Here is a 13311-nt window from a genome sequence, read left to right on the forward strand (position 1 = left end):
GAATTCAAATAATAATAAGCAGGATTAAACATTAGAATGATAACAATAAATTATTTGACTCAGATTGAGTTTGGGTTTGGCGCTGTTTCCCAGCTTCAAAAGTTAGCGCTCAATAACTCTATCAACCGACCTCTAATTATCACAGATAAAGGTCTTGTTTCACTTGGTGTGATAGAAAATATTAAACACGCTCTTAACGATTTAGTAAAAGTTGTTATCTTTGATCTAACGCCTTCGAATCCGACAGAATCGGCAGCTTTATTAGCATTAGAACTTTATCGTGATGAAGGATGTGATGGACTGATTGCTATAGGAGGCGGTTCATCTATTGATTTAGCCAAAGCTATATCTATTCTTGCCACGCATAAAGGACCACTCGCACAGTATGCCGCTATTGACGGCGGTGGGGAAAAAATTGGACCTGTTTCACCATTAATTGCAATACCAACAACCTCAGGAACAGGAAGTGAGGTTGGTCGTGCCACATTAATTACTTTAAATGACGGCCGCAAGCTTGGTTTGATTTCGCAAAATTTAATTCCTAAAGCTGCTATATGTGATCCAGAGCTAACTCTCAGCTTACCTCCGTATTTAACTGCTGCAACTGGATTAGACGCAATCTCACATTGTATCGAAACCTACCTTAGCCCTAGAGTAAACCCAGTGGCAGATGCAATTGCGCTTGATGGACTTGTTCGAGCCGTTGGATATATAGAAAAGTCAGTATTAAATGGCAATGATAGACAAAGTCGCTGGGAGATGATGATGGCCTCTTTACAAGGAGGTTTAACATTTCAAAAAGGTTTAGGGGCCATTCATGCTTTATCGCATCCCCTGGGTGGTCTAAAAAACATCAACCTCCATCATGGAACTCTTAATGCAATTTTCTTACCGGCAGTTCTCGATTTTAATAAAGATTGTTGTAAGGAAAAATATAGAATAATTCGTGAAAGATTGAATTTAGATAATGATGCATCGCTGTCAAATTTCTTCTTAAATTTAAATATCCGATTAGGGCTTCCCATTAAACTACGTGATATTGGCGTACAGGATAAAGATTTAGAAGATATCTCTAAAGCAGCCATTCTTGACCATTCCAATCCAACGAATCCAAGAAAATGTACAATTGAAGACTATCTTGGAATTCTGAAAACAGTATATTGATGAAAAAGTGAAAGGAGGTTTATATTATATAAAAAGACTTGTTTGAATTTATCGTATTAAAATTGATTTGATGAATGAGTTAAATTGACTTGGCGTGTAATTTTAATAAGATCATTTCTGTTAAGTGCAATCGCTATATATACCAAAAAAGTAAAAAAATAAAAACTAAATAAGGGTTATTATGAAAACTATAAAAATAAATAAACCGTTCAAAAATTTTACTACATTGCTATTGCTAGCTACTTCTAGTGCTGTATTTTCAGCTTACCCAGAAAAGCCAATTACTCTTGTTGTTCCGTGGGCTGCAGGTGGTGGTACTGATGCCACTGCCCGAACGATAGCGTCCGCTCTCAAAGAAGAATTGGGACAGAATATCAATGTGGTTAACCGAACTGGCGGTAGTGGTGTTGTTGGCCATACCGTTATGGCAACAGCTAAGCCGGATGGATATACCTTAGGTTTAGCGACTGGTGAAATCAATATGATGCACTGGCAAGGTTTAACTAATTTAACTTATAAAGACTTTACACCAATAGGCCAGATTAACTTTGACTACTCAGGAATCCAAGTAGCAGCTAACTCGCCATACAATACAGTACAAGAGCTTATTGATGCTATTCGAGAGCAACCTAAAGGTTCGTTCAGAAACTCAGGAACAGGTTTAGGTGGTGTATGGCATCTAGCTTTTGCAGGGCTGTTAATGGACCAGGGAATTGAAGCAAATAGAGTTAAATTTATTCCTAGTCAAGGAGCTTCACCAGCTATGGTCGAGCTTGTTTCCGGTGGCATCAGTATAGTTTCTAGTTCCATTCCAGAAGGTCGTTCTATGATTGAAGCTGGACGAGTTAAAAGTCTAGGAATAATGTCTCCTGAGCGTATTAACAGTTTTCCGAATGTACCTACTATCAACGAAGCCATAGGAAGTTCCTATCTAGCTGGAGAATGGAGAGGCATCGTTGGCCCTAAAGGCATGGACCCTAAGATTGTTGCTACTCTTGAAAAAGCCCTTAAAGCCGCCTATGACAGTAATATCTACCAAGGTTTTATGAGCAAGCAAGGCTTTGGAGTTGAGTGGCGTAATTCTAAAGATTTCGCTAAACAAATGGAAAAAATGGATTTTGTATATGGCGCTATTGTTGAAAAAGTTGGTCTAAGTAAATAAGGGGTTAGCAATGAGAGATTTCCTTATAGGACTAGCTTTTATTATGCTTGGTGGTGTGGTTCTTATGGTTGCCAGCCAATATCCTACGATGTCTAGTTTACAATATGGTCCATCTCTATTTCCCTCCCTCATAGGGGGGGGGATTGTTATCGGAGGACTAGTAATATCAGTATCCCAATTGCATATTTTAAAAAAACACATAAAAGAAATGAAATTTAGTTTAAATAAAGAGACCAATTTAAACTCCATATTAATGTCACTTTCACCCTGTGCTTTAATGATATTTTATATCCTTTTTAGTGAGTATCTAGGTGCTTTGATTTGCATGAGTATTATGATTTTTATACTAATGATAGTTAGGAAAGTCCCCTTAATTTTCACATTAATTACCTCAATAAGTTCAGCATTAATAATTTATTTCTTATTTTCACATTATTTGTTGGTCCCACTTCCTGAAGGGCTTTTAGATTTTTAAGGGTTAATTTATGAATGAATTTTTATTAGGATTGCATCTTGTTTTTAATATAGAAACAATAATGGTAGTTTTGGCTGCCGCTGTATTTGGCATATTTGTGGGAGCAGTTCCTGGTTTGAGTGCAACAATGGCTGTTGCGTTATTAGTGCCGATTACATTCTATATGGATTCTATTCCCGCTATTGCTGCAATTGTAACAACATCGGCTATGGCTATTTTTGCAGGAGATATTCCATCTACATATTTGAATATACCAGGCACACCTTCTTCTGCAGCTTATGTTGGTGACTCATATTTGTTAGCAAAAAAAGGTCGCTCTAGAGAAACATTGGGAATCAACCTAGTTTGTTCAGTTTTTGGTGGTTTATTTGGAACGTTTATACTGATTTTTGTCGCTCCTTCGTTGGCTGAAGTGGCGCTTCAATTTAGTTCTTTTGAATACTTTTGGTTGGCACTACTTGGGTTAAGTTGCTCAATTTTTATCGCTATTGGTTCAAGAGTAAAAGCTTTCTTATCTTTGATGATCGGCCTACTCCTCTCTACAGTAGGTTTAGATATGATGAGTGGAACCCCTAGATTCATTTTTGGTGTACCTGATTTAATGGGAGGAATTAATTTTATTCCAGTCATGATTGGTATGTTCGCATTAAAAGAACTGATGTTGTTCTATGGCTCAAGCGGAGAAGGGACACAATTACCTCCTTTATCTAAAGACAGCGTTGTTGCGAATACTCCAAGACATATAAAAGCATATTGGCCAAATATGATACGTGGTAGTTCTATTGGTACATTAATTGGAGCGTTACCTGGTGCAGGTGCAGATATTGCAGCTTGGATTTCTTATGCTGTTGGAAAAAGCCGCTCTAAAGAAAAGCATTTATATGGCACAGGTCATATTGAAGGTATTGTTGATGCTAGTTCAGCCAATAACTCTGGTATCAGTGGTGCTTGGGTTCCCGCATTAGTATTTGGTATTCCAGGTGACTCAATAACAGCTATAGTTATTGGCGTGCTGTATATGAAAGGTATGAACCCTGGCCCAACTATTTTTATGGATGGTACAGGTTTAATTTATGCCTTATTTATCGTATTTTTTGTAGCCAATTTGATTATGCTGCCGATTGGTTTTATTGCAATAAAATTTGCTAAGGTTTTTATATTAACTCCGCGTAAAATTCTCATGCCGATAATACTCTGCTTTTGTATTGTTGGTGCGTTTTCTATAAATAGCTCCGTAACTGATGTATGGATTATGTTACTGGTAGGATTCGTTGCTTCAATTCTTAGTAGATGTAATTTCCCCATGGCTCCTGCAATTCTTGGTTTAGTCTTAGGGGCTACTTTAGAAAATAATTTCATGAGCTCAATGCTTAAAGCAGATGGAGATATATTTAGTTTTTTTTCTCGTCCTATCAGTGCTTTTCTTGGGGTGCTCGTTATATTGTTATGGCTTTTTCCATTACTCGCTATGGCTTATAAAAAAATAAAAAAATAAAGGATAATTTTATGAAACGTTACACAACTACGTGGTTAAACGACACACTAGTGAATCTTTTTATGGAGGCTGGCGCTTCACAAGAAGTCAGTGAAGTCACAAGTAACATCCTTATTGAGGGTGATTTATTAGGTCATCATACTCATGGCGTTAAGCTTGCGAATGGGTATTTTCAAGACTTGAAATCGGGTCACGCTAAAGGTGACCACAAACTTTTAACGTCTAAAATTATCAGCCCTGTCGCCGAACTTTTTGATGGCAACTTCATACTAGGTCCATATTTAGTACAAAAAGCCTTAGAAAACAGTGCTAGTTCTGCTCGAAAGCATGGGATTGGAATTGTAACTATAAAGCGCTCCCATCATATCGCATGCTTGGCTGCTTATTTACAGAGCTATGTAGATCAAAATTTAGTACCAATAATAATGACATCAGATCCGGCCGTTAAGTCAGTGGCGCCTTTTGGCGGTATAACTCCAGTTTATACACCTAACCCAATAGCAATGGGTATACCTAGTCGTGAACAGCCAATCATCATGGATGTAAGTATGTCTACGGTCACGAACGGCAGTGTTGCTAAAGCTAATCTTCAAAATGAGATGTTATCGCATCCTGTAATCTTGACAAATACAGGGAAGACCAGTGTCAATCCAGCAGATTTCTTCAGTGATCCACAAGGTAGTATTTTACCACTGGGGGGAGTTGAGTTTGGCCATAAAGGTTTTGCCATGGGCCTAATGGTTGAAGCACTTACTTCTGCTTTGGGGGGGTTCGGGCGTAAGGATGAACCAACTGGTTGGGGGGCATCGGTGACAGTTTTAGTAATTGATCCCTCACTTTTTTCTGGTACAGAATCATTTCTTAATGAGACAGATACTTTAGTGAAAGCATGTCTAGAAAGCCGATCAATTAATCCACAATCTCCTGTACGTATGCCTGGTCAATCAGGACTTAAATGTCGTAGAAATTATCTTGAAGAAGGTGTGTTATTACCTCGTGATGTAGTAGATGAGTTGAAAAAAGCTATAGATAATTCCTCACTTAAGGGTTGTATGGATGGCTGATTTTGTTTCGATAAATGCAATCAAATTACTGCCAAAATACTTTCTGTTTCTAACGAAATAGTCATAAATAGTTTGTAAAACAATTACACATGAAAGGGAGATCAAATTGAGTGTGCTACAAGGAAAACTTCTTATTGGCCAAAAGGCTATGTTTGGTCAAAGTTCTAGTATCTTAGCAATTGATCCGTCAACAGGCCTTAAACTCGAGCCTCCATATCCAGGAGGTAGTGCTTATGAGGTAGAAGAGGCCTGCCAACTAGCCTGGAAGGCGTTCGATATATATCGAGAGATAAGCCTCGAAACGCGAGCTATATTTTTAGAAACTATTGCTAATAAAATCGAAATGATAGGCCCAATGTTAATTGATAGAGCCATGGCTGAAAGTGGGCTTCCAAAGGCACGTCTTGAAAGTGAACGCGCACGTACTTGCGGCCAATTACGATTGTTTGCCAATGTTGTTAGATCAGGTGAATGGCTGGATGTTCGTATTGACGAGCAACTAGCTGATCGTAATCCCATGCCACGTGCAGACTTACGCCAACGTCATATTCCATTAGGTCCAGTTGCTGTATTCGGTGCTAGTAACTTTCCATTGGCATTTTCTGTTGCTGGTGGAGATACCGCATCAGCCCTTGCGGCAGGTTGTCCGGTAATTGTAAAAGCACATTCAGCTCATCCTGGTACATCAGAGTTAGTTGGAAATGCAATTCAGAAAGCCGTTATTGAATGTAAGCTGCCTGAAGGCGTCTTTTCATTGATGTATGGATCGGGAAGGGAAGTGGGTGCAGCGCTAGTGGCAGATGCTCGAATAAAAGCAGTCGGATTCACCGGGTCACGCTCTGGAGGCTGCGCTTTAATGAAGATTGCCCAGAGTCGTAATGAGCCGATACCTGTTTATGCAGAAATGAGTAGTATTAATCCAGTATTCGTACTTCAACATGCTCTTGAGTCTCGCGGTGATGAAATTGCAAAATCCTATGTGGCTTCATTAATAATGGGTGCAGGCCAATTCTGTACTAGCCCAGGTTTGTTGATTGCTCATAAAAGTGTAGCTTTAGACAGTTTTGTTCAAGTAGCTAGTAAGGCACTTAAAGAAAATACTTCTCAAACCATGTTGACAGAAGGTATTTATGATGGATATCAAAAAGGAGTTAGTCGTCTTTCATCCAATAGTAAAGTGCGAGAAGTTGCACGTGGAAAGGTGAAAAACAGTTTAAATCAGTGCCAGTCGAGACTTTTCATTACTAGTGCTCATGATTTTCTTAATGATAAAGATCTGCAGGAGGAAATATTTGGAGCGGTGTCCCTAATTATAGAATGCGATGACGATGATGATGTTGCTCATATTGCAGAGCACTTAGAAGGCCAACTTACTGCGACACTACAGATGGATAATCTTGATATTGATATTGCACGTAAGCTCTTACCAATAATGGAACGAAAGGCAGGACGAATTCTGGTCAATGGCTGGCCTACAGGAGTTGAAGTGTGTAATGCGATGGTACATGGAGGACCTTTTCCAGCCACATCGGATAGTCGTAGCACCTCAGTAGGAACTGCTTCAATTTTTCGTTTTCTTCGTCCGGTTTGTTATCAGGATCTACCTGATCTGTTACGTCCTGATGCGATTAGAAATAGCAATCCGTTAAAATTGAAACGGCTAGTTAATGGAAAACGTGAAAGTTAATTCCTACTAAGAGTGGATGATAAGTAAAGTTGATGTAGGAGCATTCTTATTTCAACTATTATCAATAGTGAGGCGATGATTATGAAAAAGCAGATAAAAGTTGGGTTTATTGGTAGTGAGCGTCGCTTAAACCCCACATAGTAGTTCTTTCCAAAAACGATAAAGTCTTTTATTTTTTAATTGGGATAAAAGACTCATGTTTACCGCTTCCCCTCAACGTAATGTGACTCTCATTTGTGGTCGCGCACGCGATAAAGTCAAAGCCTTACAATGGGCGTCGAATGGCTTCTGGCGACATTATAAACGTCTTGAAAAAGGGCATTTTCAGTGGCCTGGCATTGATGACGAACAACTGTCTATTCAAGTATCACCCCGTCAGTTAAATTGGTTGTTGGATGGTCTTTCGCTCAATGTACAAGCCGCTCATCCGCATTTAACTTAGCTACTCACAGCTCGATCCTTAAGCCTACACTTCATTTACGACTCGATATCAGAAATCTATGATTTAAAATAAAATGGTCTATTGAATCTTAGAAGTATGTGAAATATTGTGGATTTATATTAATGAGGTAGGCTGAGAATGACAAATTCTACAGCCTCGTTAGCTGTTTTCCTAACCAATAAGCTCTTTATGTCTTATATCAATGTTATAGGTCGTCGTTCAATATATTATTGAACTTTACTATCTTCAGGGCTTGGTATGAAAATACCATTAATTACAACGTTTCTGGGTATTTTAATTACTTTTCCAACACTCGCTTCTATTTCAGTATTTGATCACAATCACAAGATTGGTATGTGTGCAGGTTTATCAAGAATTGCATCGATTGAAGTGAGGGGTCGGAGAAAATGATGGGTGCAATGAGTTATGGTGGCTGATACGCAATGGGAAATGTGTAGATGTATATCGATGAAATAAAGTTAAATCTAGAAGTAGTATTAGAGCGTTTTTTAACAGAAAAAATTTCATTGCTACGTGTGCGAATGATGAGCCTGATAGTCAATGGGCAGGCAATTTCGGGCGGCGTAAACTTGGGTGTCCGTAGGCTTTTTGCCGTTTGGAGGGGCGATACCCGAAAAACTGACGACGGAATTATCACGCTTCGGCGTATAACGGCTTGTTGCCACAGTTTCAGCCAGAAAGGACTTCTTTTATGAAAACATTACGCATCTTGATCCCGATTGTGTTGTTGTCGACCGCAGTTGGAGGCTGGTTCTATTTGGCCCAGAACGAACCCGAGGCCCCTCCGACGACGGCTCTTGTCAGACTTGGCACCGTTGAAGAGACGGTGCTGGCGTCGGGCACGATGGAGGCCAAACAATTGGTCAGCGTTGGCGCACGTGTCTCGGGTCAGATCGAAACACTGGCGGTCGCCCTTGGCGACGAGGTCGAGAGGGGTGACCTGATTGCGCAGATCGACAGTCAGGACCAGCAGAATGCCGTGTTGACGGCGAAGGCGAACCTGGCCAATATAAAGGCCCAGATCGCCGCCAAGAATGCCAGTCTGATCAAGGCCAAATGGACGCTGGACCGGCAGAGAAAGCTGACCACCTCGGATTATGTATCGAAAGAGGATCTTGAGTCAGCTCAGGCCGAAGTTGATGTCTACAAGGCTGAGCTTGACGCGCTGGCCGCACAACAAGACAGCGTTGAGGTCACCGTCTCAACTGCGCAAATCGAGCTTGAACGGACCAATATCGTTGCGCCGATTTCCGGCACGGTTGTGGCAATCGTCAATGACGAAGGCCAGATGGTGAACGCCTCACAAAGCGCGCCGACAATCGTCAAGCTTGCCGATTTGGACAGTATGGTGGTGAAGGCGGAGATATCCGAGGCTGACGTGGTGCATGTGAAACCCGAGCAGCAAGTGTTCTTTACTATCTTGGGAGAACCGGATTACAAATTCTCTGCCACTGTGCGCGCTGTCGAGCCTGCGCCTTCGGCAATTGAGACCAGCGACACCATCTCAACCGATGTGGCGATCTATTATAATGGGTTGCTGGAGGTAGACAATCCAGACCATCTGCTGCGCATCGGCATGACGACTGAAGTCTCGATAATTCTGGACAAGGCGGAAAACGTGTTGACTGTGCCGTCCTCGGCGCTGACCAAAGACGCTGATGGCTATACCGTCAAACGGTATGATACCGCAGACGGCACAACGACGACTGTGCCGGTTGAGGTCGGGCTGAACAACAAGATCAGGGCCGAGATTAAATCGGGCTTGGCTGAAGGCGACATAGTGGTAACGGGCACCGCGGTGACGGCCCCCTCTGCCTCACAGAGCAATACCAGCACACCTAAAGTGAGGCTGTGAAGATGAACGAACCGCTGATTTCCGCACGCGGGATCTCGCGAAGCTTTCAGGCTGGCGATGAAACCATCACTGTCTTGCGCGATGTTGACGTTGACATTAGGTCGGGTGAGATGGTGGCGATCATCGGGGCTTCTGGCTCGGGTAAATCAACGCTGATGAACATCCTTGGCTGCCTCGACCGCGCCAGTTCGGGCAGCTACAGCTTTGCCGGTCAGGATGTGAGCGAACTCGGACCCGATCAGCTTTCCCAACTGCGGCGCGAGCATTTCGGCTTTATCTTCCAGCGCTATCAACTTTTGTCCGATCTTGACGCGGTGGGCAATGTCGAGGTGCCCGCGATCTATGCCGGTGAGAGCCGAGCAGACCGGCACAAGCGCGCCTCTGATCTGCTAGGCCAGCTTGGCTTGGCAGACCGTTTGGATCACCGCCCCGGTGAGCTTTCAGGGGGCCAGCAGCAACGGGTTTCCGTGGCGCGCGCGTTGATGAATGGCGGTGAGGTGATCCTGGCGGATGAACCCACCGGCGCGCTTGATACAAAAAGTTCCAAAGAAATGATCGACTTGCTGTTGGAATTGAACCGCAAAGGCCACACCATCGTCATGGTTACCCATGACCCCGAGGTTGCCCTGCATGCCCATCGCACGATCGAAATCAGTGATGGCCGGATCATCTCGGATACACAGGCGGCCGCCAATGATGTCAAAGATGCCAACCGGTTGGAGCACGCCCCGCGGAAAACGGGCACCGGGGCTGCGCTGTTGCGACTGCGCGAGGCGTTTGAAATGTCGTTCAAAGCGCTTTTGGCCCATCGGGTGCGCTCAGTTCTGACGATGCTGGGCATCATCATCGGTATCGCCTCTGTGGTACTGGTGGTCGCGTTGGGAACAGGCACCAAAGAAAAGGTGCTCGACAGTATTTCATCGCTTGGGACCAGCACGATCACCGTTCGCTCGGGTACAGGCTTCGGGGCGCGTAATGCGGCCAAGGTGGAAACGCTAGTGCCTTCGGATTCGGATGCACTGGCATTGCAACCCTATGCCGACAGCACCTCGCCTTCGGTCGCGACCCAGCGCAACGTTGTCTATAGCGGTACCGCTTCGGATGCGTCGATCAACGGTGTGAGCGGGGATTATTTTCAGGTCCACAATTACAACACCTTGACCGGCAGCACATTCGCGTCCGACGATGTTATCGACCGCAGCCAAGTCGCGGTGATCGACGAGGATACGCGCGACACCTTTTTCGACGCGAGCGACGACCCGGTTGGCAAGGTTCTGCTTCTGGGTGGCGTGCCGGTGCGGGTGATTGGGGTAGTGCGGTCCAGCGGGGCAAGTTTTGGCCCGGAATCACTGAATGTATGGGTTCCCTATACCACGGTGATGACGCGGATTTCCGGGCAGAATTTCCTTGATAGCATCGAGGTGCGGGTGAGCGATGATTACGACACCTCATTTGCCGAGACAGAAATCAACGCTTTGCTGACCACCCGCCACGGCACCAAGGATTTCTTCCTAACAAACTCTGACACGATCCGCGACACGATGACCTCGACCACGGAAACGCTGACCTTGCTAGTTTCGATGATCGCTGTGATCTCGCTGATTGTCGGGGGGATCGGGGTGATGAATATCATGCTGGTATCCGTCACCGAGCGCACAAAAGAGATCGGCGTGCGCATCGCGATCGGGGCGCGGCGGTCGGATATTGTGGCGCAGTTCCTGATCGAAGCCGTTCTAGTTTGCTTGACAGGTGGCGTCATTGGGATCGCCGGAGCCCTGATCGGCGGGCAGATGGTGGTGTATTTTTCGACCGATGTGCAGTTGAGCTTCTCGGCTACGGCGATTGTTGTGGCTTTCTTGTCCTCGACCCTGATCGGGATTACCTTTGGCTATTTGCCAGCGCGGGCGGCGGCAAGGCTCGACCCGGTGGTCGCGCTTAACCACGCGTGAGAGAAACCGGGTGATGTGACGGGTCCGGAGAGAACGCCTTACATCTCAGGTGGTGAAGAATGGGCTTCAATCGGCCGCGCCCAAAGGGCCGTGGCCGATTTGGACTTGTCGCGATGTCCAGATCATTATTCAACCCATGGGCGGCTGGCGGCGTTAGCAGCTCGCTTGCTCTAGATCGAGCAAGAAAAGAAAACACAAAATAAATAGAAATGAAGTCGGCGCAAAATAATCTAGCAAGCGATTCGATTTTCCTATTCGCTTTGAAGCGATTGCGACGCTCGCAAGTAGATGAGATTACTCACAAGTCTATCGCTAGGATAATTATGGAATCCGGCTTCAAACAAGAAGAAGTCCACAACATTCTATGGAAAGAGGTATTTCCCGCAGTTGGTGATAATCTTCGGTGTGTTGCTGGCGAGTGGGCAGGTTTCAATTCTGAATGGTTAAAGGAAAGGATTTTATCGGTAACGCAGGAGCAACCCACCTTATCAGGTTACGGGTTCATTTCAGTAGCATCAGTTATTGATTTCACTAAAGAAGAGTGATCAAGGGTTTGTAGCTTCCTACCAAAAGACTTCAGTGAGCCGTTACTTTTAGCAAGTAGCAAAATATTAACTAATAGAAAATGGTGGCTATTCTGGTAAAAGTACAAAGTATGGGACATCCATACCTTTTTACTAAAATGAGCCAAGTGAGTGTCCAATACTTTTCGTGCTACCACTTTGTGCGCTGTTAATTTACATCGATGCACCATTTATCATGGTATTTAGTATCACCATCTTTGATGTGGCATTAAAATTTTATCCCTTTATGCGGACACTGCACCGGAAGTTAGATAGCTACTTAACAACCTAGGATAGAATTGTTAAGTAGCTTTTAACCGTTATTTTTTACTGAATGTTTCTGAAAATTTAGAAGGGTTAACTTGTTTAGATAAGTTTTTTAAGGGAATAATATAATGCTCTTTATTTTTAAGAACATACTCGGCATAAACCACGTAATCAGTAAACGGCCCAAAAGTTCTGCTTACATTGTAATCTACCGTATAATCCTCAAGGATTAATACATAAGCATTAACACAGGTTCCTGGCATATTTGGGGACAGGGCTTTGCATTGTTTTTGTGATAATTTATCAATAATAGTGTATTTATAATTCAACTCAACATTTTGGTCAGCAGAATAGAACTCTTTGCTTTTTACTTGATTTGAATAAAGGGTTGTTTTTAAGTTTCGTGCAAAGCAGTCTTTTAGATTAACCGCTAAGGAGAGTTCTTTATGCAACTCACCCCAACCTGGGTCGATAGGCTCTAGGGATGAGATCTCTTTTCCGAAATATTTTCCTGGGTTGCTTTCAAAATCTTTGGTTGTTTTAATATTAAATTGATCTTCAAACGCCTCATAGTTATCACTTGATTGCCAAATTCGAGTAAAACATTGTGGGGGTATAACTTGATTGTTTACTTTCCATTGTACAGGTAACGTTGAAGCACTTGCCGTAAAGCTAGCTAAGGTTAATATAAAAAAGCCTAATAATCGATTCATTTTAATTATCCATAAAATACAAAAATATAATTATATAATAAGCTTATTAACTTTAGTTTTATAATCGTTTGGCAAGCCGATATTGCGTTGCATCATCGGGTAGCTGTTTACGCTCTTTCCCCAGTAGATAATTTTCTCTAAAGGTTTCAAATAACAAATCCATAGATGAAAAAAATCGAGGGTCAGGTCTTGTTTCTTGCCATTCTAAAAAAACACGTGACATCCATACATTTGATATTACGTAAAAGTAACCAAGTGACTGTCCAATACTTTTCGTCAGGTATTCACTGCGATGCCAGCCCTTTTAGCCTCAATATTACCCAGTATATTAACCGGCTTTGTGGGCTTGGTTTCTGGTGGATTATGTTTTTTAGTAGTGACACTAATAAGCAATCTATTTAATAAAAAATCAGTATAAATTACGCTCTCTGAAGTGACCCCCAATAGTTGGACT

Annotated in this window: 11 protein-coding genes; 10 read left to right on the forward strand and 1 reads right to left on the reverse strand. The window is 43.0% G+C overall.

Annotated features, from left to right (window positions below):
• Window positions 1-36: 36 nt before the first annotated feature.
• The 10 genes from MUS1_RS11810 to MUS1_RS15725 all read left to right on the forward strand — a co-directional run bounded on the left by MUS1_RS11810 (window position 37) and on the right by MUS1_RS15725 (window position 11859).
• Window positions 37-1164, forward strand: a complete 1128-nt coding sequence (locus tag MUS1_RS11810; RefSeq protein WP_036162803.1) for an iron-containing alcohol dehydrogenase — start codon at window positions 37-39, stop codon at window positions 1162-1164.
• Between the two features lie 181 nt (window positions 1165-1345).
• On the forward strand, window positions 1346-2326 hold the full coding sequence (locus MUS1_RS11815) for a tripartite tricarboxylate transporter substrate binding protein (RefSeq protein ID WP_036162806.1): 981 nt from the start codon (window positions 1346-1348) through the stop codon (window positions 2324-2326).
• Window positions 2327-2336: 10 nt separating this feature from the next.
• Entirely contained in the window at window positions 2337-2801 is a 465-nt protein-coding gene (locus tag MUS1_RS11820) for a tripartite tricarboxylate transporter TctB family protein (protein ID WP_036162809.1), read from the forward strand.
• A 10-nt stretch (window positions 2802-2811) separates the two neighbouring features.
• Window positions 2812-4296 (forward strand): tripartite tricarboxylate transporter permease, encoded by a 1485-nt coding sequence (locus MUS1_RS11825; protein ID WP_036162814.1) that lies wholly within the window; start codon window positions 2812-2814, stop codon window positions 4294-4296.
• 11 nt (window positions 4297-4307) lie between these two features.
• Entirely contained in the window at window positions 4308-5360 is a 1053-nt protein-coding gene (locus tag MUS1_RS11830; RefSeq protein ID WP_036162817.1) for an Ldh family oxidoreductase, read from the forward strand.
• Window positions 5361-5508: 148 nt separating this feature from the next.
• Window positions 5509-7047 (forward strand): aldehyde dehydrogenase (NADP(+)), encoded by a 1539-nt coding sequence (locus MUS1_RS11835; protein ID WP_051436241.1) that lies wholly within the window; start codon window positions 5509-5511, stop codon window positions 7045-7047.
• Between the two features lie 196 nt (window positions 7048-7243).
• On the forward strand, window positions 7244-7489 hold the full coding sequence (tnpB, locus tag MUS1_RS11840; RefSeq protein WP_051436238.1) for an IS66 family insertion sequence element accessory protein TnpB: 246 nt from the start codon (window positions 7244-7246) through the stop codon (window positions 7487-7489).
• 712 nt (window positions 7490-8201) lie between these two features.
• Window positions 8202-9365, forward strand: a complete 1164-nt coding sequence (locus tag MUS1_RS11850) for an efflux RND transporter periplasmic adaptor subunit (RefSeq protein ID WP_036162824.1) — start codon at window positions 8202-8204, stop codon at window positions 9363-9365.
• Window positions 9366-9367: 2 nt separating this feature from the next.
• Window positions 9368-11314 carry a MacB family efflux pump subunit gene (locus MUS1_RS11855; protein ID WP_036162826.1) on the forward strand — a complete coding sequence of 649 codons (1947 nt, stop codon included), beginning with the start codon at window positions 9368-9370 and terminating at the stop codon, window positions 11312-11314.
• A 209-nt stretch (window positions 11315-11523) separates the two neighbouring features.
• Window positions 11524-11859 (forward strand): DUF7079 family protein, encoded by a 336-nt coding sequence (locus MUS1_RS15725; protein WP_051436239.1) that lies wholly within the window; start codon window positions 11524-11526, stop codon window positions 11857-11859.
• 338 nt (window positions 11860-12197) lie between these two features.
• On the opposite strand, the gene MUS1_RS11865 is transcribed toward MUS1_RS15725, so the two are convergent.
• Complete coding sequence (locus MUS1_RS11865) at window positions 12198-12857, reverse strand: hypothetical protein (RefSeq protein ID WP_036162827.1); 660 nt, start codon at window positions 12855-12857, stop codon at window positions 12198-12200.
• Window positions 12858-13311: the final 454 nt, after the last annotated feature.

Source organism: Marinomonas ushuaiensis DSM 15871 (assembly GCF_000521805.1).
GTDB lineage: Bacteria > Pseudomonadota > Gammaproteobacteria > Pseudomonadales > Marinomonadaceae > Marinomonas > Marinomonas ushuaiensis.